The following is a 23000-nucleotide window of genomic DNA, read 5'->3' on the forward strand; positions in this document are numbered from 1 at the left end:
AGGGTCAACCCAACCAGCAGACGAAATTCACTTTAGGAGTCAGCATGCCCATCGCAACCCCAGAGATCTACTCCGAGATGATCGACCGCGCAAAGGCGGGCGGCTTCGCGTTCCCGGCTGTCAACGTCACCTCCTCCCAGACCCTGAACGCCGCCCTCCGCGGATTCGCCGAGGCGGAGTCCGACGGCATCGTCCAGGTCTCCACCGGCGGCGCTGCGTACTGGTCCGGTGCCTCCACCAAGGACATGGTGGCCGGTTCGCTGGGCTTCGCCGCGTTCGCCCGCGAAGTCGCCAAGAACTACGGCGTCAACATCGCCCTGCACACGGACCACTGCCCCAAGGACAAGCTCGACGGCTTCGTGCTGCCGCTGCTCGCCGCGTCCGAGGCCGAGGTGAAGGCCGGCCGCAACCCGCTGTTCAGCTCGCACATGTGGGACGGTTCAGCCGAGACCCTGCAGGAAAACCTGCGGATCGCCCGTGAACTCCTCGAGCGCACCGCGGCCGCCAAGATGATCCTCGAGGTCGAGATCGGCACGGTCGGCGGCGAGGAAGACGGCGTCGAGAACGCCATCAACGACAAGCTCTACACCACGGTCGAGGACGCCCTCGCCACCATCGAAGCCCTCGGTTCCGGCGAAAACGGCCGTTACATCACGGCGCTGACCTTCGGCAACGTGCACGGCGTCTACAAGCCCGGCGGCGTCAAGCTCCGCCCGGAGATCCTGAAGGACATCCAGGAGCAGGTCGGCGCCAAGATCGGCAAGGCGAACCCGTTCGACCTCGTCTTCCACGGCGGCTCCGGCTCCTCCGAGAAGGAGATCGCCGACGCGGTCTCCTACGGAACCATCAAGATGAACATCGACACGGACACGCAGTACGCCTACACGCGCCCCGTGGTGGACCACATGTTCCGCAACTACGACGGCGTGCTCAAGGTCGACGGCGAGGTCGGCAACAAGAAGCTCTACGATCCCCGCGTCTGGGGCGCGTCCGCCGAAGCCGGCCTCGCTGCCCGCGTCGTGGAGGCGTCCCAGCAGCTCGGCTCCACCGGCAAGACGCTCAAGTAATGTCCGACGAGTTCCGCAAGAACCTGATGGGTCCCGAGCCCACGCTCCTGCCTGCCGAGACCGAGGTCTACGCGGCGCTGGACGCGGGCGCGGAAGCGCTGGATCTGGTGGAGAAGCACCCGACATCCTCGCTGCTCTGGGCCGTGCTTGCCGAGGAGGCCTGGAGCGAGGGCCGGACCATCGATTCCTACGCCTACTCCCGCGTCGGCTACCACCGCGGCCTCGATTCGCTGCGGCGTAACGGCTGGCGCGGCGTCGGGCCCATCCCGTGGGAGCACGAGCCCAACCGCGGTTTCCTGCGCGCCCTGTACTCGCTGGGCCGCGCCTCCGCGGCGATCGGCGAAGCCGAGGAACCGGAGCGGATCGAGAAGTTCCTCAAGGACTCCGATCCCACCGCCAAGGCAGCGATCGAAGCGAGCTAACAACAACGCGGTCGAAACGACGACGACGGCGGGCGCCCACCTTTCGGTGAGCGCCCGCCGTCGTCGTTGCAGGTGGGCCCACGCCCGCCGGGTTCCCTGGCCGAGCGTGCGAGGTTAGGGCGCGGGTGGGGACTAGCTGGTCTTGGCCAGACCGGTCCGGGCCATGGCGTCCTGGTAGACGGTGTGCATTTCCTCAAGGTACTGCTCCTGGCGGGCCGGGGTGCCGGCGAACGCGCGGCCGCTCAGCGAGCGCACCTTGTAGGTCTTGAGACCGCGGCGCCACAGCAGCGGGACCTCCGTCTTGAGCAGCAGGTTGGCCAGGCGGTTCGCCTCGGTGCCGTGGGCAACGATGACGGAGGCGCGGGGAACGAGGGCCAGGAACTTCAGCAGTGGCTTGAGTCCGGCGGAGATCTGGTCCGGCGTGAACTTGCCGTTGGGCTCGCCGGCGACGTGCCAGGGGTGAACGTTCCACGGCATGACGTACTCCGGGCGAAGGCCCAGCTTCCACTGGACGCCGAGCATCCGGGTGGCCGCTTCTTCGTCGCCGGCGGTGATGAAGCCGGACTCGTCCTCGGTCCCGATGTTCGAGAAGAGGCTGATGATGCGGCACTCGTCGACGTCGTGGATCGGGTCCACGTAGGGCACAGTGGTGCCAGCTTTGGCGGCCTGCAGCGTGTCGCACAGCTCGTTGACGGCCGCGACGCTAGCTTCGTAACGACGGCTCAGAAGCTGTTCGCGGGAATTTTCAGTGGCCAAGGCTGTCATATATTGCTGAGTCTCCTGCGGGATTGGTAACGCTGCCAGGCCGTACGCGGGCACGCCAAATACGGTGTGGTTTGAAAATGTGGTGTGGACCGATTCCTGGTCGTTCCTTATTTAGTCTATCAAGCCCTGCGAAATGACGGGCCGGCCCGGGGCGGCGGGAACCGGCTGGGGCGCCGCCCCAGCCCACGGAACAGACCCCGCATCAGGCTGCCGCCGGCACCCCTCGGAAAGCGAGCAAAGCCGCGAGCTGGCGCGGCGTGGGCCCTCACCGGGGGCCTCCAGCTTCGCGAAAGCAATCTGCGGATGAACCTGCCGCCGAGGCCGCAATCTGTGGACGCAATCACATTTTCCCGGCCCGCCAGGTCCGCGAAACGCACGATCCGGTCCGCCACGAGGTCCGGATGCTCAAGTCGTGACCGCTCTGTGCCGCAGACAGTGCCGTGGGGGATGATGCAGCTATGAAGAAGCAAGAATCCTCGGCCGCCGCAGTCGGGGCCTTCGAAGCGGTGGCCGCGGACCTGGCCGGTGCCGGCGTCACCCTCGGCCAGACCTTCGGTGCCCGCGCGCTGATGGTCAACCGCAAGGCCATCGCCTGCCTCAACGGCGACAGCATGGCGTTCAAACTGGGCCGGGACTCACCGGAGCACTCCCGGGCGCTCGGGCTTCCGGGTGCACGGCTCTTCGATCCCTCGGGGATGGGGCGGCCGTTCAAGGACTGGGTCGAAGTGCCGGCCGGCTCTGCGGAGGAGTGGACGGTGCTGGCCGAGGCGGCCCTCGCGTTCACAGCGGCCTAGCCACCGCGCCCGCCCCTTGGATGGTCGAATGAGTGCCCGGCACTGTGATCGGCTAAACTTGGGTGGTAAGAGCCCCGGAACTCTGGCGTTGGTAAAGAGCAGCGGCAGAATTCGGGGCATTCTCATGAACGGCGCTGAGCTGCGGGAATTCGACTGCGGTTCGGCCCGAACGAATGGGGGAGGATCCCATGCCAGCAATCGTGATCGTCGGAGCCCAATGGGGCGACGAAGGCAAAGGTAAGGCCACTGACCTGCTCGGCCACCGCGTCGACTACGTCGTCAAGCCCAACGGCGGCAACAACGCCGGGCACACCGTCGTCGTGGGCGGTGAGAAGTATGAGCTCAAGCTCCTTCCGGCCGGCATCCTGAGCCCGAACGCGGTCCCGATCATCGGCAACGGCTGCGTGGTGAACCTTGAGGCGCTGTTCCAGGAGATCGACGGCCTGGAAGCCCGCGGTGCGGACACCTCCAAGCTGCGCATCTCCGCCAACGCCCACCTGGTTGCGCCGTACCACCAGGTCCTGGACAAGGTCACCGAGCGTTTCCTTGGCAGCCGTGCCATCGGCACCACCGGCCGCGGCATCGGCCCGGCCTACATGGACAAGGTGGCCCGCCTGGGCATCCGCGTCCAGGACGTCTTCGACGCCTCGATCCTGCGCCAGAAGGTCGAGGGCTCGCTGCGCCAGAAGAACGAACTGCTGGTCAAGGTCTACAACCGCCGCGACATCGAGGTGGACGAGATCGTGGAGTACTTCCTCTCCTTCGCCGAGCGTCTCCGCCCGCTGGTCATCGACAGCACCTTTGTGCTGAACACCGCCCTGGACGAGGGCAAGGTGGTCCTGATGGAAGGCGGCCAGGCCACGTTCCTGGACGTTGACCACGGCACGTACCCCTTCGTGACGTCCTCGAACCCGACGGCGGGCGGCGCCTCCGTGGGCTCGGGCATCGGCCCCACCCGGATCTCGCGTTCCATCGGCATCATCAAGGCGTACACCACCCGTGTGGGCGCCGGTCCGTTCCCCACGGAACTGTTCGATGAGATGGGCATGTACCTGCAGAAGACCGGCGGCGAGTTCGGCGTCAACACCGGCCGTCCCCGCCGTTGCGGCTGGTACGACGCCGTGCTGGCGCGCCACGCCTCCCGGGTCAACGGCTTCACGGACTACTTCGTCACCAAGCTCGACGTCCTCACGGGCATCGAGCAGATCCCGGTCTGTGTGGCCTACGACGTCGACGGTGTCCGGCACGACGAAATGCCGATGACGCAGACCGAATTCCACCACGCCAAGCCGATTTTCGAGTTCTTCGAAGGCTGGACCGAGGACATCACCGGCGCCCGCACCCTGGACGACCTGCCGGAGAACGCCAAGAACTATGTGCTGGCCCTGGAGAAGCTCTCCGGCACCCGCTTCTCGGCGATCGGCGTCGGCCCGGACCGTGACCAGACCATCGTGGTCAACGACCTCATCAACGACTGACTCACTGACAGCCCACGTTCGACGGCGGCGGGTCACCTGACACGGTGGCCCGCCGTCGTCGTCGTTAAGCCGGTCTTGAATCATTGCGGAAAAGAAAAAAAGAAAATCGGGTAGCTGCGTAACCTTTCGGGGTGCCCCAGCGATTACTCCTTTGTAAGCGCCGCCGGAGCCTGGCCCCCATCAGGGATCCGGCCGGCCTTTCAATGTAAGCGCGGGCCGGCGCCTGCCCCCATCAGGCGCCGGCCGGCCTTCCAACAAACCAAAGGATGTACGTTCTTATGAAGACTGTTAGCAAGACCACCAAGATTGCTGTCGGCGCCGCCATCCTCGCAGTCGGAGGCTTCTCCGGCATCGGACTGGCCAACGCGGCCCAGGTGTCCAGCACCCAGCAGGCTGACGTGACCCACGCTACGCCCGCCGTCCCGGCTACCCCCGCTGCCCCCGCAACTCCGAAGCTGCCGGCAGTTCCTGCCGTTCCGGCAACCCCCGCTGTCCCGGCCATCCCTTCGGTTGACGGTTCGGCTGACGGCAAGGCCGGCGCTTCGGTTGACGGCGAGGCCGGCGTCGAGGGCCATGAGGCTGCAGCCGAGGGCTCCGTCACGGCCGGCAAGGACGGTGCCAGCGTCAAGGGCAACGCCGTCGCCCACGGTGCTGCCGCAGCGGCCGCCGCCCACGCCAATGCCGAAGTGAAGCCCGCGGTTCCGGCTGTTCCCGCTGTCCCGGGCGCCAAGGGTGTGCCAGCCGTTCCGGCCGTTCCTGCCCAGCCGTCCGTTGAGCTGCCTGAGCTCGACAAGTAGGTAGTGCACGCCTCCCACCGGAGGCATCGGGGTGCGGCCACTAGACTAGCTGGGGCCGCACCCCCGGCAGTCACGGAAGGACAGCCTCTTGGCAGAACAGCTAAGCGATGACGAATTGTCAGCAGCCTTAGCTGGCGACCCGTCAGGCTTCAGCGCTGTCTACACCGCGATTTCGCCCGCGGTCCTCGGCTACTTCCGGGCCCGCGGCGTGGAAGACGCGGAGGCACTCACGCAGGACGTCTTCGTGGACGTCCTGCCGAAACTGGCCAATGTCAGCGGCGGCCACGCCGGTCTGCGAACCTTTGTCTTCTCTGTCGCGCACGCGAGGCTGGTCGACCAGCGGCGGCGCTCAGAGCGTACGCCGTATTTGGCCGAATACGATCCCCGGGATGACACACGGTCTTCCGCCTCCGCCGAGGACGAAGCCCTGGGCTCCCTGGGCGGCATCTCCGGCACCCTCTCACAGCTCAACGAAGAGCAGCGGGAGGTCTTGGTCCTGCGGATCGTCGCGGACCTCTCGATCGACCAGGTCGCCGGCATCATGGACAAGACACCGGGAGCCATCAAACAGCTTCAGCGGCGCGGGCTCAGTGCCCTGCGCGAACTCGTCACGGAAAAGGACCACGCAGCATCATGACCGGCACACGCGAACCCCAGCAGGATGGCAGCATCCAGGCGATGCTCCGCGAGTCCGGCCTCGAAGCTGCCACCGAGCTCCGTGGCTCGCTCGAACAGCTCCGCGACCTGGTCCCGGACCAGGCCCCGGCTCCCCGGGCCGACCTGGCGGCCCTGTTGGCGGCCGGTGCTTCCGGGGACGAAGCGCTGCCTGCCGGCGTCGCGAGCCTGGCGGACCGCCGTGGCCGGAAGCGCCGGCTGGCGGTAGTCGGCGGAGCCGTCATCGGCGCGATGAGCCTCGGCGCGGGCGCGGTAGCTGCCTCCAGCGAGGACTTCCGCCAGAGCGTCAGCCACACCGTGGGAGTTATCCTCCAGCGCGCAGACACGGCACCCGACGTGGCTCCGAAGCCAGCCAGTCCCTCACCTTCCAACGTTCCGGCCGCTCCGGTACCAACGGCTGCCGCCAGCGCAGGCACGACGCCGACGGCCGAAGCCGTGCCGGCGGGCCCAGGGTCCGCCGCGGCGCCGCCTGCCTCCCCGGCCCCTGCTGCCACGCCGCCCGCTGCCACGCCGCCCGCCGGCGGACGTGGCGGAGTCCTGCCGAACCCACCCCGCGGTCCGGTAAGCCCGGCTTCGCCGGGCGTGCCCGGTATGCCGGCGGTGCCTGGACCACCGGACGGGCAGGGCACCTCTGTCAGCGCGCTTCCGGCGCCGCCCACGCTCCCGGGCGCAATCCCCACGAAAGCCCCGGGCAGGCCCTAGACGACTCCCCGCGGGCGAGGAAACCCTGTCCGTTGCCGGATCTGGGCCCCGCCTACGAAAGCCAGGATGCGCCGGCTTCGGGAAGGCCTTGACCATGAAACGTGTCCAAGCCACCATGAGAAAAGCAGTACCGCTCCGGAAAAATCGACTGCTCCAGCTACAGGCTTCCAGGTAGCGGGCAGTGGAGCGGCGCCAGGGCAGGGACACGAAAGGACGCGACATGAGCGAAACGCCTGAGGCATTCGAACGCCGCCATAGCGAGGCGCCGGCTGAGGGTGATCCGAGCGCCGACGTGTCGGAGATCCGGGTCCACGCCCAGGACCCCGCCGAGGGCGCAGATTTCGAGGACACGACGGCGGACAGCTTGCCCGCCCCCGAGACCGCAGAGGACGGGGAAGCCGGCTAGGCCGTCGTCCCTTAGGCCAGCACCTGCCGCTTGGAAGAGATGACCCCGGTGTCGAAACCGGCCAGGTGCAGGCCGCCGTGGAAACGGGCATGCTCAATTTTCACGCAGCGGTCCATGACGACGTCGAGCCCGGCGGCTTCCGCCCCCTTGGCAACATCCTCATGCCAGGATCCGAGCTGCAGCCACAGCGTCTTGGCGCCCGCCGCGATGGCCTCGTCCAGGACGCCCGGCAGATCATCGTGCTTCCGGAAGACATCCACAATGTCCGGGCTCTCCGGGAGGTCAGCCAGCGACGCGTACGTCGGCTGGCCCAGGATCTCCTTCACCACCGGGTTCACGAAATACACCTTGTACCGGGTGGAGGATTGCAGATAGGTCGCCACGAAGTAGCTGGCCCGGGACGGCTTGTCCGAGGCACCCACGATTGCGATCGACTTCGCCTGCCGCAGCAGGTTCAGCCGCTCCGGCGCCGACGGCCCGGTCCAGGTACGGTCTTCAACAGTCATCAGTGTGCTCCGATCGTGCAAGAGTCGGCCGACAGTGCATCCGCACGCGGCTTAGACACACCGCCTCGTTCCTCGGCGGCGCGATGCGCCGCTTCCGCGGATACACCGTCGGCCGTGGCTACTTGCGCGGCGTCGAGGGCCTGGTCGAGGTCCCAGAGGATGTCGTCGATGTCTTCCAGCCCGATCGAGATCCGGACCAGGTCCTCGGGGACGCCGGCTGATTCGAGCTGTTCGGGGCTGAGCTGCTGGTGGGTGGTGGAACCGGGGTGGATCACGAGGGTCCGCGAGTCGCCGACATTGGCCAGATGCGAGGCCAGCTGCAGGGACTCGATGAACTTCTGGCCCGCGGCGCGTCCGCCCTTCACACCGAAGGAGAACACCGAGCCCGGACCCAGCGGCAGGTACTTCCGGGCCCGCTCGAAGTGCGGGTGCGAGGGCAGCCCGGAGAAGTTCACGTAGGCCACCCGCTCGTCCGCCTCCAGCCATTCGGCGACGGCCTGCGCGTTCTTCAGGTGCTCGTCCAGGCGCTGGGGGAGCGTTTCGACGCCCTGCAGGAGCTGGAACGCCGAGGTCGGAGACAGAGCGGGGCCGATGTCCCGCAGTTGCTCGCAGCGCAGTTTGGTCAGGAAACCGTACTCACCGAAGTTCCCCCACCAGGAGACGTTGCCGTAGGAAGCCACGGGTTCGGTCATGGTGGGGAATTTGCCGTTGCCCCAGTTGAAACGGCCGCTCTCCACGATCACACCGCCCAGGGTGGTGCCGTGGCCGCCGAGGAACTTGGTGGCGGAGTGGATCACGATGTCCGCCCCGTGCTCGATCGGCCGCACGAGGTACGGGGTGCTCAAGGTGGCGTCGACCACGAGCGGGATGCCGGCGTCGTGCGCCGCCTTGGCCAGCCCCTCCAGGTCCTGGACTTCCGACGACGGGTTGGCCACCGCCTCGACGAAGATCGCCTTGGTGTTCTCCCTGATCGCGGCGGCGTAGTCGGCCGAATCGGTGCCGGGGACGAACGTGGTGTCCACGCCGAAGCGGCGGAGGGTGACGTCCAGCTGGGTGACGGTGCCGCCGTACAGCTGGGAGGCGGCGACGATGTGGTCGCCGGCCTGGGTGAGCGCCGCGAAGGTGATGAATTCCGCGGCCATGCCCGAGGACGTCGCCACCGCGCCGATGCCGCCTTCGAGAGAGGCGATGCGCTCCTCGAACGCGGCGACCGTGGGGTTGCCGATCCGGGAGTAGATGTTGCCGTACTTCTGCAGCGCGAAGAGGTTCGCGGCGTCCTGGGTGTCCTTGAAGACGAACGACGTGGTCTGGTAGATCGGCACGGCGCGGGCGCCGTGCTCGGCGTCGGGGGTGCCGCCGGCATGCAGGGCGCGGGTGCGGAATCCGAACTTGCGGTCAGCCATTACGCGGCCACCTCCGCGTTTGCTGCCGGGGTGTTGGAGAGGTCCAGCTCGGCACCGTGCTTGCGGGCAAGGTCCGCTTCGAGTTCGCGGACGATCGGCAGGATGTCCTGGCCGAACGCCGCCACTTCCTCCTGGAAGTGCAGGTAGCAGGTCAGCATCAGGTTCACGCCGATCTTCTTGTATTCCACGATCCGTTCGGCGATCTGCTCGGGGGTTCCGATCAGCTGGGTCTTGAAGCCGTCGTTGTACTGGATGAGGTCCTCGAAGGAGGAATCCGCCCACATGCCCTTGCCGTCCTGTGTGGACGCCCCGGCTTCCTGGACGGCGTCGCGGAAGCCCTGCACTGCAGGCTTGTGCGCTTTCGCGACGATCTCGCGGAGGGTGTCGCGGGCCTCCTTCTCCGAATCGCGGGCGATGACGAATCCGTTGAGGCCAAACCTGGGTGCGGTGAGTGCCGGCAGGGTGCCGCCGCGCCCGGCTTCACGCCTGCTTTCTCCTGCGGAGGACACGACGCCGGCGATGTTCTCCTTGAAGCCGTCGAGGTCCTTGCCGTTGGAGAAGTACCAGTCGGCCACGCGGCCGGCAGTGGCCTGGGCTGCGGTGGAGTTGCCGCCGAAGAAGATTTCCGGGTGCGCGCGGCCCGGCACGTCCACCGGCGCCGGCTGCAGGGTGAAGTCGGTGATGTTGTAGTACTTGCCGGCCTGGCTGAACTCCTGCTCGGTCCACAGCCCGCGGAGGATCTTGATGAACTCCTCGGTGCGGACGTAGCGTTCGTCGTGCTCGAGCCAGTCGAGGCCGAAGTTGGTGAACTCGTTCTTGAGCCAGCCGGAGACGATGTTCACGGCGGCGCGGCCGTTGGAGATGTGGTCCGCGGTGATGATGTACTTGGCGAGTACGCCCGGGTGCCACATTCCCGGGTGGACGGCGGCAATCACCTTGAGCCGCTCGGTGGCGGCCAGCAGCGCGAGGCTGAAGGAGGTCGCCTCGTGCTGTTTGTCGGCGCCGTAGGACGCGGCGTACCGGGTCTGGGTCAGGGCATATTCGAAGCCCGAGTTCTCGGCGATCCGGGCGAGCTTCTTGTTGTAGTCGAAGTCCCAGCCGGTGCGCTGTTCGATGGTGGATACCACCAGGCCGCCGGAGACATTGGGAACCCAGTAGGCGAACTTGAGCGGTTCGGACAGGCGTGCGACGTTGCTGATCTCGGTCATGAGTGTTCCTTTACTTCCGGGTGGTTAAGCGGGTGCGCAGGACATCCTGGATGGCTGCGATGGATGGTTCGTTCTGGAGCGAGGTGGTGTCACCGAGCGTGGTGCCCTCGAACAGCTGGGTGAGCAGCCGGCGCATGATCTTGCCGCTGCGGGTCTTCGGCACATCAGGAACGACGACGACGTCCCGCGGCTTCGCGATCGGCCCGATCTCCTTCGCGACGTGGTTGCGTAATTCGGACGCGATGTCCTCGGTAGCCGCGCATCGCGCGAGCGAGGAACGAGCGAGTGTGTCTAAGCGGCGCGAGGACAGCGCGTCCGAATCCTTGAGCACCACAAACGCCACAATGGCATGCCCGGTCTTCGGGTCGGCGACCGGGCAGACGCCGGCCTCCACAACGTCCGGGTGGGACACGAGGGCCGATTCGATCTCGATCGTGGAGAGCAGGTGCCCGGAGACGTTGAGGGTGTCATCAACCCGTCCGAGGATCCAGATGTCGCCGTCGTCGTCGTATTTGGCGCCGTCCCCGGCGAGGAACCAACCCTGCTCGGCGTACTTGCGCCAGTACGAATCGAAGTAACGCTGCGGGTCCCCCCACACGGTCCGGGCGATGGCGGGGCCGGGGGCGTCGACCACGATGAACCCCTGGACGCCCGGCGGCACGGTGTTGCCGGTGTCGTCCACGATCCGGGTGCCGACGCCGGGCAGCGGCCGGGCCGCGCAGCCGGGTTTGAACTCGGTGTCGGTGGGCGCGGGGGAGAGGATGGTGGCGCCGGTTTCGGACTGCCACCAGGTGTCCACCACGGGGGCGGTGCCGGCGCCGATGTTCTTCCGGAACCAGCGCCACGCCTCCGGGTTAACCGCCTCACCGACGGTGCCGAGCAGGCGGATGGAGGAGAGGTCGTAGCTGGCCGGGACGCCGTCGGGGAACCAGCCCATCAGGGAACGGACCAGCGTGGGCGCCGTGTAGTACTGCGTCACACCGTAGCGTTCGATGATCTCGAAGTGCCGGCCCGGGTGCGGGGTGTTCGGCGTGCCCTCGAAGATCACCTGGCTGACGCCGTTGGAGAGCGGGCCGTACAGCTCGTAGGTGTGGGCGGTGACCCAGGCGAGGTCGGCCGTGCACCAGTGGACGTCCTGGTCCCGGAGCTCGCGGTCCGGGTTGCTAAAAAGGTGCTGGTAGCTCCAGGACGCCTGGGTGAGGTAGCCGCCGGAGGTATGCACCAGGCCCTTGGGCTTCCCCGTGGTGCCCGAGGTGTACATGATGAACAGCGGCGTCTCGGCGTCGAACGCCTCCGGGGTGTGGACCTCGGAGGCCTGCCCGACGGCGTCGTGCCACCACACGTCGCGGCCGGCGGTCATCGGGACGGTGTCCAGCAGCTCGGGGGCGGTGGTGCGGTTGACCACCAGGACGTGCTCGATAGCGTTTTCGCCGGAGACCGCCTGGTCCGCGTTGTCCTTGACCGGCACGGCGGCACCGCGGCGGAACTGGCCGTCGGTGGTGACGAGCAGTTTGGCCCCGGTGTCCTCCACCCGGAACTTGAGCGCTTCGGCGGAGAAGCCGCCGAAGACGAGCGAGTGGATGGCGCCGATGCGGGCCACGGCGAGGGTGATGATCACGGTTTCGGGGATGACCGGGAGGTAGATGACCACGCGGTCGCCCTGGGCGATGCCGAGGTCCAGCAGGGCATTGGCGGCCTGGGACACCTCGCGCTGCAGTTCGGCGTAGGTGATGGTGCGGCGGTCGCCGGGTTCGCCCTCGAAGTGGAGGGCCACTTTGCCGCCGCGTCCGGCGTCGACGTGGCGGTCCACGCAGTTGTAGGCGACGTTGAGCCTGCCGCCTTCAAACCAGGTGATGTCCGGGCCGATGCCGGCCTCGACGTCGGCCGGGATGAGGCGGTGCGCAGTGTGCCACGGCTTCTCCTGCCCGGGGGACTGGCTGCCGGGGGTCTCCGCCCAGTCGAGGCGCAGGGCCGCTTCCTCCCAGAACGCGATGCGTTCCGCTTCGGTGCCGGGGGTGCCGGTGGCCCCGGCACGCGTCTCAGTCGTTTCGGCTGCGAGGGTTTCGGCCGCGGTATTTTCAGCTGCGAGGATCAGGCCCAACGGTTCACCGCCCATTTCTTTCATATGCCGGTAGGGCGTCGGTACCCTGCCGTTCGTACTTTGCCGGCGACGGCGGGCAGCAGGACGCCGGCACGAGGGGCCGTGTCCGGCCTTCGGCGCCGGAAACCCGGGAGGGGGAGGCGTGCCGGATCCCTCCGTTGCTTGGGATGGTCGCCCTTAACTAAAACGGAATCGCTGATTTTTCCAAAATGTCGGCGCTTTATCGCGTAATATTCGTCCACGCCTTTCGACCTGGTCCTGGCTCAGTCACTTGTTCGGCAATGCACCGCGTCGCGCCGTCACTGCCGGGGGCCTGCTGCCGCGGCCGCTAGGCTGTGCTCATGCCTCACGTCAACGATCCTGCCGTCCTGGAAAGGCTCCTGCGCGCCAAGGGGCGGTGGGCCGTCGTCGGCCTCACCACCAACCAGTGGCGCGCTGCCTATGACACCTCGCTATTCATCCGGGACCGGCTGGGCATGGAGATCATCCCGGTGAATCTTCCGGCGGATCCGGTCCACGGCGAAACGGGCTACGCCAGCCTTGCCGACATCCCGGCGGAGAAGCGCCCCATCGACGTCGTCGACTGTTTCGTGAACTCGCACAAGGTGGGGAATATCGTGGACCAGGCGATCGCCGTCGGCGCCCGGGCCGTGTGGCTGCAGCTCGGCGTCATCGATGAAGCGGCGGCTGCCCGGGCGAGAGCCGCCGGACTCGACGTCATCATGAACGCCTGCCCGGCGCAGGACGCCCGGCGCTTCGGTCTGTAAGGCCGTTCGCAAACCGGTCTGCAAACCGGTCCGTGAAGCTCGCGCCTGGAACCGCCTTGTTCCTCTGCTAGTCTTCTGCTGAATCATTCCCCGGAAGCCAGGATCAGCATGCGCAGCAACCGACCGCCTGGGCTGCCGGTTTTCCGCCCGGACGCCCCCGGACGCAGGGCGGCGCTTGGTCTGCTGGGAGCCTCGCTCGTCGCGGCCGTCGGGGCGTGTGCGGCGCCGGAACGCTCCGGACAGCCCGACACATCGACCGCGTCCGACGCCGGCACCCCGGCGCCCGGGCCGGCCGGCATCAAACGCCTCCGCCGCTCCTTCATTCCGGATTTCACCCTGCCGCCCGTGCACGGCGGGCTGGTTCCGGTCCTGACGAGAATCCCGACCAAGCACCCCGTGGTCTTCCTGACCATCGACGACGGGGCGGTCCGGACTCCCGAAATGGTGCGGCTCATGGCCGCCTACGACTACCCGGCGTCCCTCTTCCTCGCCCGGACCTTCGTCCAGGAGGATCCTGGCTTTTTCCAGCAATTCGCCGCGCAGGGCAGCCTGGTGGAAAACCACACGCTGAGCCACAACATCAACATGGTCCGGCAATCCGGCTACCCGCAGCAACTGGCAGACATCGCGGGAATGCAGGACTACGCCGAGCAGCAGTTCGGGCGCCGGCCCACCCTCTTCCGGCCCCCCGGAGGCGCGTACTCCGACGCCATGCGGCAGGCCGTGGCGGCCGCGGGCCTGAAGGCCATCGTCACGTGGGAAGCCAAGGCGAACGCCGGTCGGATGGATTACCAGCACGGGAACTCGCTGCGGCCAGGCGATATTGTGCTGATGCACTTCCGGCAGGAATTCGCCGCCGATCTGGCAGCGTTCCGCGCGGCCCAGCTGGCTGCCGGACTTGAAGTAGTGCTGCTGGAGAGCTTCCTCGGCGTCGCCTGAGCCCGACCCAGGCCGCCCCAAATGTCGGGGGAGGGAAGTAGGCTCGACACATGGAAGTAGCTGAACTCCGGGGGCTCTGCCTGGGCTTTCCCGGCGCCTTCGAGGATTTTCCGTTCGGGCCGGAGACGTCAGTCTTCAAGGTACGGGCCGCGGTATCCGGAGGCGCCCGCCACGAAGCCAAGATGTTCGCCCTGTCATCGATGGACGAGGATGATTTCGCGGTGAGCCTGAAGTGCGAGCCGGCACTGGCCGAGCAGTTGCGCGCCGCCCACCCTGAGATCACCGGAGCCTGGCACCTGAACAAGACCCACTGGAACGGCGTCCGGCTGGACGGGTCCCTGCCCGATTCGATGGTTTGCGACATGGTGGAGGACTCCTACGACCTCGTCGTCGCAACCCTGACAGGAACAGCTCGGCTGGGCGCGGCTCGCCCGGGAGGCGCGGCCGTGAGCGGGCGCATCGCCGACGGCGAGCTGAACTACGACGGGATCGGCTCCACGGAGCACGGCCCGCCGCCGTTGGACGTCGAGTGCCTCGTGACCTTGGCGTACGTCGGCGAAGGCCTCGCGACGTACCGGCGCGTGGTCCGGGGCGTGTTCTCGTGGCAGCTCCAGAAGCGGGCGGGTTTGCGGGTCCGCACCGACTCCGACGTCGTGAGGCCCGGCGCGCGGGTTGTGAGCGGCTTCGGAATCGGGCCGTTCCGGATCAACGCGCCCTGCGAGGTCGTCTGGGTCCGCCGCCCGGTGCCCGGGGGCGAGCCGCAATCCGCTGGTTTCGGCTACGGCACCCTGCCGGGGCATCCAGTCCGCGGCGAGGAGGCGTTCGAGATAGAAATCAATGACAAGGGCATCGTGACGATCGAAATTACGGCTTTCGGTGTTCCGGCTAACTGGTTCTACGCCGCCGGCGGCGCCCTGGCGAAGCGGGTACGGGGCCGCATCACGTCCCGCTACATTAGGAGCGCCCAGGAACTGGCCGCCGGAGTGAACTGAGCAGGAGTTGGCAGATGCTGGATCAACGTACCCTTGACCGGCTGCGGGACTTCGACCGGACGGGAACTCACCATCGCGTAGCGAAGAAGGGGCGCGGCATGTGGATCGGCTGGATTGAATTCGACCTCCTTCTCGGCGATGTCCACAGCCTGAAGGAGAAACGCTCAGTGGTGCGGCCCGTGCTGGCGGAGCTCAAGCGCCGCTTCGATGTTTCTGTCACCGAAGCGGCTTTGCAGGACCAGTACCGGCGCACTGTCATCGGCGTCGGGCTGGTCGCGCCAGACCGTGCACACCTCGTTGAGGTGCTGGCCGCCGTCGAACGCTTCATGGCCGCACGGCCCGAACTCGAACTGCTCAGCGCCCGCCAGCGGGAACTCCGCAGCGACGACTGAACAGCAACGCGGGGTCACTTAGCGCCCATCCCGAGGGGGATTTATGGGCGGCAAGTGACCCCGCGTTGCTGTCAGCGGGAGGGGCTCACCGAGGGGTTAACCGAAGTACTTCGGCAGGGTCGCCTCGTGGGCTTCGCGGAGCGCCTCGAGGGACATTGTCTCGACGCCGTTGATCTCCAGCTTGCCGCTTTCAGCGTCGACGACGCCGACCCGGACGTGCGCGAAGCCGCGGGCGGTGCACATGTCCTTGAACCGGATCTCCTCCGAGCGCGGGACCGCCACGATGGCGCGGCCCTGGGTTTCGGAGAACAGTGCCGTGAACAGGTCCACGCCGTCGCGGTCCAGGACATCCTGCAGCGCGATCCGGGCACCCACGCCGTAGCGCAGTGAGGACTCCACCAGGGCTGCCGCGAGGCCGCCTTCGGAGAGGTCGTGCGCCGAGTCCACCATGCCGTCGCGGGAGGCATTGATCAGGATTTCACCCAGTGCGCGTTCGGCGGCGAGGTCCACCTTGGGCGGCAGCCCACCGAGGTGGCCGCGCATGTTGGACCATTCCGAACCGTCCAGCTCTGCCGCCGTCGTGCCCAGCAGGTAGATGGCCTGGCCGTCCTCGCGCCAGCCTGACCGCGTGCGGCGGGCGACGTCGTCGAACTTGCCCAGCACGGCCACCACGGGGGACGGGTGAATGGGCGTGGTGCCGGTCTGGTTGTACAGCGAGACGTTGCCGCCGGTGACCGGGATGCCCAGCACCATGCAGGCGTCGGAGAGGCCTCGAATCGCCTCGGCCAGCTGCCACATGACGTCGGGGTCCTCGGGGGAGCCGAAGTTCAGGCAGTCGCTGACGGCCATCGGAACCGCGCCGGAGGTGGCGACGTTCCGGTACGCCTCGGCCAGGGCCAGCTGTGCGCCGTGGTATGGATCGAGGTAGGTGTAGCGGCCGTTGGCGTCGGTGGCCAGGGCCACGCCCAAGCCGGTCTCCTCGTCCACCCGGACCACGCCTGCGTCATCAGGGAACGCCATGGCGGTGTTGCCGCCGACGTAGCGGTCGTACTGCTTGGTGATCCAGGACTTGCTGCACATGTTCGGCGAAGCAACGAGTTCGGTCATGGCGGCGGCCAGTTCCGCGGGGGCGGAGGGGCGGCCGGTGTCCTGCACGGACCCGGTGAACGAGTCGGCCTGGACGGCGTCCTGCCACTCGGGGCGGGCATACGGGCGGTCGTAGACCGGACCGTCGTGGGCCACGGTGCGCGGGTCGACGTCGACGATCACTTCGCCTTCCCACGTGATGATGAGGCGGCCGGTATCGGTCACCTCGCCCAGCCAGGAGTACTCCACCGCCCACTTGTCCATGACCGCTTCAAACGCGGCGATGTTCCCGGGGGTGACCACGGCCATCATGCGTTCCTGCGACTCGGACATCAGGATTTCGCCCGGGGTCAGGGTGGGGTCGCGCAGCAGGACGGAGGTCAGTTCGACCTCCATGCCGCCGTCGCCGTTGGAGGCGAGCTCGGACGTGGCGCAGGAAATGCCGGCGGCGCCCAGGTCCTGGATACCCTCAACCAGGGAACCCTTGAACAGCTCCAGGCAGCACTCGATCAGGACCTTCTCGGCGAAGGGGTCGCCCACCTGGACGGCGGGGCGCTTGGACGGCTTGGTGTCATCGAACGACTCCGAGGCCAGCACGGAGGCGCCGCCGATGCCGTCGCCGCCGGTGCGGGCACCGAACAGCACCACCTTGTTGCCCTTGCCCGAGGCGTTGGCGAGGCGGATGTCCTCGTGGCGCATCACGCCGACGGCGAGAGCGTTGACCAGCGGGTTGCCCTGGTACACGGAGTCGAAGACCATTTCGCCGCCGATGTTGGGCAGGCCCAGCGAGTTGCCGTAGCCGCCGATCCCGGCCACGGCGCCGTGCATGACGCGGGCCGTGTCGGGGTGGTCAATGGCGCCGAAGCGCAGCGGATCCATCACCGCTACCGGGCGGGCGCCCATGGAGATGATGTCGCGGACAATCCCGCCGATGCCGGTTGCGGCGCCCTGGTAGGGCTCCACGAACGACGGCGAATTGTGCGACTCGATCTTGAACGTCACGGCCCAGCCGTCGCCCAGATTGGTGACACCGGCATTTTCGCCGATCCCCACCAGCATGTCTTTCTTCATCTCGTCGGTCACCTTTTCGCCAAACTGGCGCAGGTGGTTCTTCGAGGACTTGTAGGAGCAGTGCTCGCTCCACATCACGGAGTACATGGCGAGCTCGGCGCCGGTCGGGCGGCGGCCCAGGACCTTCACGACCTCGTCGAACTCGTTCTGCTTCAGGCCCAGCTCGGCCCAGGGAAGTTCAGTGTCCGGCGTCTTGGCCGCGTTCTCGACGGTGTCGATGTTGAACTTCTTGGTCTCGGTGGCGTTTCCGGCCGTCCGGCCGGGGTCCACGTCGGCAGGGTTCCCTGGCCGAGCTTGCGAGGTTAGGGTGCCGATGGGGCGCGACGTCTCCGTCATTTGTTATCTCCCACGATCTTGTTCAGGACTGAGGTGAAGAAGCCGAGGCCCTCGGTGCTTGACCCGATCTCCGGTCCGTACCCGGTTTCCACCGCGTGCTCCGGGTGCGGCATGAGGCCCACGACGTTGCCGGCGGCGTTGGAGATGCCGGCGATGTCGCGGCGCGAGCCGTTCGGGTTGAAGCCGACGTAGCGGAATACGACGCGGCCTTCCGCCTCGAGGGCGTCCAGGGTCTTTTCGTCGGCGATGTACTGGCCGTCCTGGTTCTTCAGCGGCACGGTGATTTCCTGGCCGGCGGCGTAGTCGCCCGTCCACGCCGTGGTGTTGTTCTCCACCCGCAGTACCTGGTCGCGGCACATGAACTTCAGGTGGTCGTTCTTGATCATTGAGCCGGGCAGCAGGTGCGACTCGGTCAGGATCTGGAAGCCGTTGCAGATGCCCAGCACCGGCAGCTTGGCATCGGAGTTGGCGGCGTCGATGATCTTGGACATCAGCGGCGCGAAGCGGGCGATTGCGCCGGCGCGGAGGTAATCGCCGTAAGAGAAACCGCCGGGAATCACGACGGCGTCGACGTCGCCCAGAGCGGTGTCGGCGTGCCAGAGGGCAATCGGGGTGGCGCCAGCCAGACGGACCGCGCGGGCGGCGTCGCGGTCATCGAGGGTTCCGGGGAAGGTGACGACGCCGATTTTCGCACCGGCGAGCCTGGGTTCTGCCGCAACGGCGATTGCCTCGCCGATCAGGGGGAGTTCAGTCATCTCAGGCCTCGACGACCTCGACGTTGACGACATCCTCGATGACGGGGTTGGACAGCAGCGTCTCCGCGGCGTTCCGGGCCTGGGCCAGGATTTCCTCGGTCACCTCGCCGTCGACCGTGAGTTCAAAGCGCTTGCCCTGGCGGACAGAGCTGAAGGCGGTGAAGCCCAGCCGGGGGAGTGCACCCACGATGGCCTTCCCCTGCGGGTCCAGAATCTCGGGTTTGGGCATGACGTCGACAACGATCCGGGGCATCCGGCAACTCCTGTGCGTGAGCATTGGGTAAGGGCGCAGCGGAGTGGTGCCGTCTCACGCCGATCCGCTGTGTGGTGAGGGCAACGTGAAAGGGCGCTCCGCGAGCTTGCATGCCCATTCTACCGGCCGCGGTGCGTGCAGACGCATTCAGGCCCTGACTGTGACCGGGACCGGCGAACGGGCCGGTCCCGGAGCGGCAGCTATGGTCTACTTCGAGGCCCGTCAGTAGGATGTGCCCATGTCTGAGAAATCAAAATCCGTGCTCTTGCCCGTAGTCGCTGCCGCTGTGTTCGCGGGGCTGGGCCGGATGGTCCTGCAGAAGATCAAGGCGGACCGCGCGGCCAGGGCAAGCAAGGTGGCCGGACCCCTCGACGAAAAGACACGCGCCTGGATCAGCGAAGTCGTCAGGACGCCGCGGCAATAGGGCGGGGGAGCTGACAGCGGCCCCCGGCAACCGCCACCGGTAACCGCTTCAAAGCCAGGGCCGGCCGTGCCGGCCCTGGCTTTGCCGTGCCCGCCGCGCCGGCCACTTGTCGAGTCGCGTGACAAATTTTGATTCCCCTTGTGGGCTATGTCATATCTCGCTCTCAGTCTGTACTGTATGACTCGGCTGGTATCCGCCGGGGCTGCGGAAACGTCTGCTCCTGCAGCCCCGCCAGTCTGCACCCCCGGCACGGACGCCGGGACCGTTCCTTACGAAAGGTTCCAATCACTCGTGAAAGCACCAGGAAAGAGCTTCCTTCGAAGCGGGGGACTCCGGAGGGCCGCGGCACTGACCCTGGGCTTGCCGGTTCTTCTGTCAACGGTCGCCATCGCACCCGCCACCGCGGCTCCCTCACAAGGGGCATCCGTTGCCGGGGTCGCACAGAAGAATCTGGATCCAAGCAACTACCTGGACGGGCGTTACATCGTCGTCCTGGCCGAGAAGCCGGCAGCCACGTACGACGGCGGAACGGCGGGACTGCCGGCCACAAAGCCGAAATCCGGCAAGAAGCTCGACGCCAACAATTCTGAGGTCAAGAAGTACAAGGCGCACCTCGAAAAGAAGCAGGCCGAGGTCGCCGGGCAGCAGAATGTCCAGATCCAGCGCCAGTTCACCGCTGCAGTCAACGGTTTCAGCGCCACGCTGACCGCGGGCCAGGCCGTCAAGCTGGCGAAGGACCCTGGCGTCCTGGTGGTTGCCCCTGACACTGAAAACGCGCCGGACTACTCCAGCACCGACTTCCTGAAGCTCAGCGGAGCCAATGGCACCTGGAACGCCACGTTCGGCGGCCAGGATGCCGCCGGCAAGGGCGTCGTCGTCGGAGTCATCGACACCGGCTACACCCCGTCCAGCCCGTTCTTCGCCGGCGAGCAGGTCAAGCCTCTCGTCGGCGACCCCGTCGTCGGCGTGCCCTACCGGACCGACGACGGCAAGATCGCCATGCTCAAGTCCGACGGCGACACCTTCACCGGGGAGTGCCAGAAAGGCGTGGAAACGGGTGCGGACTTCGACGGTTCTGCCTGCAACTCCAAGGTCCTCAGCGCCCACTACTTCGCCGATGACTTCGTGAAGTATGTCCCCGCGCAAGGCCGTGCACCCGAAGAACGGTTGTCCCCGGTCGACGTCGCCAGCCACGGCACGCACACGGCCAGCACCGCGGCCGGCAACGCCAACGTTGAGACGTTTGTTGACGGCCGCAGCTTCGGCATGACGAGCGGCGTTGCGCCGGCCGCGAAGCTCGCCATCTACAAGGTCTGTTGGGAAGACACCAACCCTGACTCCGGTGGCTGCTACAGCTCCTCGTCTGTCGCGGCAGTGGAGCAGGCAATTCTTGACGGTGTCGACGTCCTGAACTACTCGATCTCGGGCTCCACCACGACCACCACGGATCCGGTTTCCATGGCTTTCCTGTCGGCCGCCTCGGCCGGCATCTTCATCGCAGCTTCGGCCGGCAACTCGGGTCCGACCGCCAGCACCGTCAACCACGGCGCCCCCTGGCTCACGACGGTAGCCGCCAGCAGCTTCTCCCAGGAGCTGCAGGGGACAGTCGAGTTCTCCGACGGCAGCAAGTTTCGGGGTGCGAGCATCATGAACCGCCAGGTGGCCAATGCCGGCGTCGTGTTGTCCGCCAACGCGGCCGCCGCCGGGAACAAGGACGCTGCGCTGTGCGGCCCGGACAGCCTGGATCCCGCCAAGGTGGCCGGCAAGGTAGTGGTCTGTGACCGCGGTGTCTTTGACCGGGTGGCCAAGAGCGCCGAGGTGGCCCGCGGTGGCGGCATCGGCATGATCCTGGTGAACCTGAGCAACTCCTCGCTGGACACGGACAAGCACGCCGTCCCGACCGTCCACGTGAACCCGCCGGCCACCGGGATCATCAAGGCCAAGGTGACCGCCAACTCCGCCCTCACTGTGTCCCTCGTCAACAAGGACACCACGGGCCTGGCGCTCGAGGCGCAGCCGCAGATCGCCGGCTTCTCCTCCCGCGGACCGCTCCTCGCCACCGGATCCGACCTGCTCAAGCCCGACGTCGCAGCCCCGGGCGTCGCGGTACTGGCCGGCGTGTCGCCGATCGGCACGGGCGGGGACAACTACGGCTTCATGTCCGGAACCTCCATGGCCTCGCCCCACGTCGCCGGTTTCGGCGCCCTGATCCTGGGCAAGAACCCGATGTGGTCGCCCGCCGTCGTCAAGTCCGCCATGATGACAACCGCCAGCGACGTCAAACTCGCCAACGGTGCCAAGGATACGGATGTCCACGCCACCGGTGCGGGTCAGGTGGACCCGGCACGCGTGCTGGATCCGGGCCTGGTCTACGACGCCGCCACCGATGATTACCTTGCCTTCATCCAGGGCACCGGAATCGACCTGGGCATCCCGGGACTGGGTACCACCAAGGCGCGCGACATGAACGTTCCGTCCTTCTCGCTGGGCAACCTGACGGGCAAGATCGAGGTCACCCGCACGGTGACCGCCCTGACGCCGGGTCTCTACCGCGTCAAGGCCGATGTTCCGGGCGTGAAGGTCAACGTGAGCCCGAGCGTGCTGAACTTCAGTGCAGCCGGCGAGAAGAGGACCTTCAAGGTCTCCTTCGAGAACCAGGGAGCGCCTCTCGGCAAGTTCGCCATGGGTTCGCTGACTTGGCAGGGTGCCGACAAGAACGTGGCGTCCCCGATCGCGGTCCGCCCGCAGTCGGTCGTGGCGGCCCCGGATGTAGCCTTCACCTCCGGGGGCGGCACCGGTTCCGCCGCCATCAACGTCGTCTCCGGCACCAACGGTCCCATCGACATGACCCTCGACGGCCTGTCCAAGGCGGATTCCACCCCGGTGGAGCTGGTACCGGGACCGTTCACTGGTGGCACGGACGACTCGAACTTCGTCAAGGACGTGGAGGTTCCGGCCGGCAGTCCGCTGGCCAAGTTCTCGGTCTACTCCGCGGACCCGAACGCCGACTTCGACATGTACGTGTTGACCCCGGACGGCCCGCTGACCGTCGCAACGTCGTCTGCCAGCGAGTCTGTCTCCATCCCGTATCCGGCAGAGGGCACCTACAGGATCTACGCGAACCTGTACGCCAGCCAGGACGGCAAGACCACTAAGGGAAGCGTCGATGCGTCCGTGCTCGTTCCGAATGTGGGCAACGCGACCTTGACGCCGGCCCCGCTGCGGCTGGCCAACGGCAAGACCGGCGCAGTCACGCTCAACTGGAAGGGTCTGGAACCCGGTTCCTACATCGGCCGCGTGACGTTCGCCGGAGCAAGTGATCCTACGTTCGTCAGCGTGCTGGTGACCCCGGCCGGCACGGTGGTGGTCCCGCCGACCTCCGAGGACCAGGACAGCAATGACGGTCCGGGTGACAGCGGGGACGGCGGAAGCCACGACAAGAAGGACAAGGGCAAGAAGGTGAAGAAGGAGAAGGGGAAGATCCAGAACGAGGATCTCGACCACGCTCCGAACAACGCCATCTGACGCGAAAATAAGGTGATTTTCAGTCCCCACGGCGGAGCGAAGCGCCCCTCAGGAACTAGGCTGAAGACAGCACCCTAGTCACGGCAATGGCCGGCGGTTCCACCGCCGGCCATTGCCGTTTCAGTTTCCTCCCGGA

Annotated in this window: 21 protein-coding genes and 3 pseudogenes; 15 read left to right on the forward strand and 9 right to left on the reverse strand. The window is 67.1% G+C overall.

Going from position 1 to position 23000, the window contains the following annotated elements; all coding sequences use genetic code 11:
* Window positions 1-44: 44 nt before the first annotated feature.
* Entirely contained in the window at window positions 45-1067 is a 1023-nt protein-coding gene (gene fbaA, locus ACQCSU_RS13875) for a class II fructose-bisphosphate aldolase (protein WP_426975882.1), read from the forward strand.
* Window positions 1067-1489, forward strand: coding sequence for a DUF3151 domain-containing protein (locus ACQCSU_RS13880; RefSeq protein WP_426975883.1), 423 nt, complete (start codon window positions 1067-1069; stop codon window positions 1487-1489). Before fbaA ends, ACQCSU_RS13880 begins: the two co-directional genes overlap by 1 nt.
* Window positions 1490-1621: 132 nt before the next feature.
* Here the strand turns inward: ACQCSU_RS13880 and ACQCSU_RS13885 are convergent, their stop codons facing one another.
* Both ACQCSU_RS13885 and ACQCSU_RS13890 read right to left on the reverse strand, forming a co-directional pair.
* Window positions 1622-2254 (reverse strand): uracil-DNA glycosylase, encoded by a 633-nt coding sequence (locus ACQCSU_RS13885; RefSeq protein WP_426975884.1) that lies wholly within the window; start codon window positions 2252-2254, stop codon window positions 1622-1624.
* Window positions 2255-2491: 237 nt separating this feature from the next.
* Window positions 2492-2664 (reverse strand): annotated as a pseudogene (locus ACQCSU_RS13890) (epoxyalkane--coenzyme M transferase); the annotation flags it as partial.
* A 48-nt stretch (window positions 2665-2712) separates the two neighbouring features.
* On the opposite strand from ACQCSU_RS13890, the gene ACQCSU_RS13895 reads away from it, so the two are divergent.
* From ACQCSU_RS13895 to ACQCSU_RS13920, 6 genes are all read left to right on the forward strand, one after another.
* The gene (locus ACQCSU_RS13895) at window positions 2713-3048 is read left to right on the forward strand and encodes a hypothetical protein (RefSeq protein WP_426975885.1); all 336 of its coding nucleotides are present in this window, start codon (window positions 2713-2715) and stop codon (window positions 3046-3048) included.
* Between the two features lie 188 nt (window positions 3049-3236).
* Window positions 3237-4526, forward strand: coding sequence for an adenylosuccinate synthase (locus ACQCSU_RS13900; protein WP_426975886.1), 1290 nt, complete (start codon window positions 3237-3239; stop codon window positions 4524-4526).
* Window positions 4527-4804: 278 nt separating this feature from the next.
* A complete protein-coding gene (locus ACQCSU_RS13905) occupies window positions 4805-5323 on the forward strand; it encodes a hypothetical protein (protein ID WP_426975887.1) in 519 nt (172 codons plus the stop codon).
* A gap of 88 nt (window positions 5324-5411) precedes the next feature.
* Window positions 5412-5960: an RNA polymerase sigma factor gene (locus ACQCSU_RS13910; RefSeq protein ID WP_426975888.1), complete on the forward strand. Its 549-nt coding sequence runs from the start codon at window positions 5412-5414 to the stop codon at window positions 5958-5960.
* Window positions 5957-6700 (forward strand): hypothetical protein, encoded by a 744-nt coding sequence (locus ACQCSU_RS13915; RefSeq protein WP_426975889.1) that lies wholly within the window; start codon window positions 5957-5959, stop codon window positions 6698-6700. Before ACQCSU_RS13910 ends, ACQCSU_RS13915 begins: the two co-directional genes overlap by 4 nt.
* A 220-nt stretch (window positions 6701-6920) precedes the next feature.
* A complete protein-coding gene (locus tag ACQCSU_RS13920) occupies window positions 6921-7106 on the forward strand; it encodes a hypothetical protein (protein ID WP_426975890.1) in 186 nt (61 codons plus the stop codon).
* Between the two features lie 11 nt (window positions 7107-7117).
* On the opposite strand, the gene ACQCSU_RS13925 is transcribed toward ACQCSU_RS13920, so the two are convergent.
* From ACQCSU_RS13925 to acs, 4 genes are read right to left on the reverse strand one after another with little or no spacing between them, the layout of a single operon-like run.
* A complete protein-coding gene (locus tag ACQCSU_RS13925) occupies window positions 7118-7612 on the reverse strand; it encodes a CoA-binding protein (protein WP_426975891.1) in 495 nt (164 codons plus the stop codon).
* Window positions 7612-9015 (reverse strand): O-acetylhomoserine aminocarboxypropyltransferase/cysteine synthase family protein, encoded by a 1404-nt coding sequence (locus ACQCSU_RS13930; RefSeq protein ID WP_426975892.1) that lies wholly within the window; start codon window positions 9013-9015, stop codon window positions 7612-7614. Before ACQCSU_RS13930 ends, ACQCSU_RS13925 begins: the two co-directional genes overlap by 1 nt.
* Window positions 9015-10223: a dimethylsulfone monooxygenase SfnG gene (gene sfnG, locus ACQCSU_RS13935; protein ID WP_426975893.1), complete on the reverse strand. Its 1209-nt coding sequence runs from the start codon at window positions 10221-10223 to the stop codon at window positions 9015-9017. The genes ACQCSU_RS13930 and sfnG overlap by 1 nt, the downstream gene beginning before the upstream one ends.
* A 10-nt stretch (window positions 10224-10233) precedes the next feature.
* Window positions 10234-12339, reverse strand: coding sequence for an acetate--CoA ligase (gene acs / locus ACQCSU_RS13940; RefSeq protein WP_426975894.1), 2106 nt, complete (start codon window positions 12337-12339; stop codon window positions 10234-10236).
* 326 nt (window positions 12340-12665) lie between these two features.
* On the opposite strand from acs, the gene ACQCSU_RS13945 reads away from it, so the two are divergent.
* The 5 genes and pseudogenes from ACQCSU_RS13945 (at window position 12666) to ACQCSU_RS13965 (ending at window position 15414) form a co-directional block, all read left to right on the forward strand.
* Window positions 12666-13091, forward strand: a complete 426-nt coding sequence (locus tag ACQCSU_RS13945; protein ID WP_426975895.1) for a CoA-binding protein — start codon at window positions 12666-12668, stop codon at window positions 13089-13091.
* 108 nt (window positions 13092-13199) lie between these two features.
* On the forward strand, window positions 13200-14030 hold the full coding sequence (locus ACQCSU_RS13950; protein WP_426975896.1) for a polysaccharide deacetylase family protein: 831 nt from the start codon (window positions 13200-13202) through the stop codon (window positions 14028-14030).
* Between the two features lie 50 nt (window positions 14031-14080).
* A pseudogene (locus ACQCSU_RS13955) lies at window positions 14081-14480 on the forward strand (MmcQ/YjbR family DNA-binding protein).
* Window positions 14481-14569: 89 nt separating this feature from the next.
* Window positions 14570-15022, forward strand: a pseudogene (locus tag ACQCSU_RS13960) (DUF1990 family protein); the annotation flags it as partial.
* Between the two features lie 98 nt (window positions 15023-15120).
* Complete coding sequence (locus ACQCSU_RS13965; protein ID WP_426979796.1) at window positions 15121-15414, forward strand: DUF503 domain-containing protein; 294 nt, start codon at window positions 15121-15123, stop codon at window positions 15412-15414.
* Window positions 15415-15510: 96 nt separating this feature from the next.
* On the opposite strand, the gene purL is transcribed toward ACQCSU_RS13965, so the two are convergent.
* The 3 genes from purL to purS are packed head-to-tail and all read right to left on the reverse strand — an operon-like array spanning window position 15511 to window position 18915.
* Window positions 15511-17907 carry a phosphoribosylformylglycinamidine synthase subunit PurL gene (purL, locus tag ACQCSU_RS13970; protein ID WP_426975897.1) on the reverse strand — a complete coding sequence of 799 codons (2397 nt, stop codon included), beginning with the start codon at window positions 17905-17907 and terminating at the stop codon, window positions 15511-15513.
* Window positions 17904-18662, reverse strand: a complete 759-nt coding sequence (purQ, locus tag ACQCSU_RS13975; RefSeq protein WP_426975898.1) for a phosphoribosylformylglycinamidine synthase subunit PurQ — start codon at window positions 18660-18662, stop codon at window positions 17904-17906. Before purQ ends, purL begins: the two co-directional genes overlap by 4 nt.
* A 1-nt stretch (window position 18663) precedes the next feature.
* Window positions 18664-18915: a phosphoribosylformylglycinamidine synthase subunit PurS gene (gene purS / locus ACQCSU_RS13980; protein WP_011690410.1), complete on the reverse strand. Its 252-nt coding sequence runs from the start codon at window positions 18913-18915 to the stop codon at window positions 18664-18666.
* A gap of 238 nt (window positions 18916-19153) precedes the next feature.
* Between purS and ACQCSU_RS13985 the strand changes: the two genes are divergently transcribed.
* Both ACQCSU_RS13985 and ACQCSU_RS13990 read left to right on the forward strand, forming a co-directional pair.
* On the forward strand, window positions 19154-19339 hold the full coding sequence (locus ACQCSU_RS13985) for a hypothetical protein (RefSeq protein WP_426975899.1): 186 nt from the start codon (window positions 19154-19156) through the stop codon (window positions 19337-19339).
* A gap of 291 nt (window positions 19340-19630) precedes the next feature.
* Window positions 19631-22864, forward strand: a complete 3234-nt coding sequence (locus tag ACQCSU_RS13990) for a S8 family serine peptidase (RefSeq protein WP_426975900.1) — start codon at window positions 19631-19633, stop codon at window positions 22862-22864.
* Window positions 22865-23000: the final 136 nt, after the last annotated feature.

It is taken from the genome of Pseudarthrobacter sp. O4, from assembly GCF_050157025.1.
Lineage (GTDB): Bacteria > Actinomycetota > Actinomycetes > Actinomycetales > Micrococcaceae > Arthrobacter.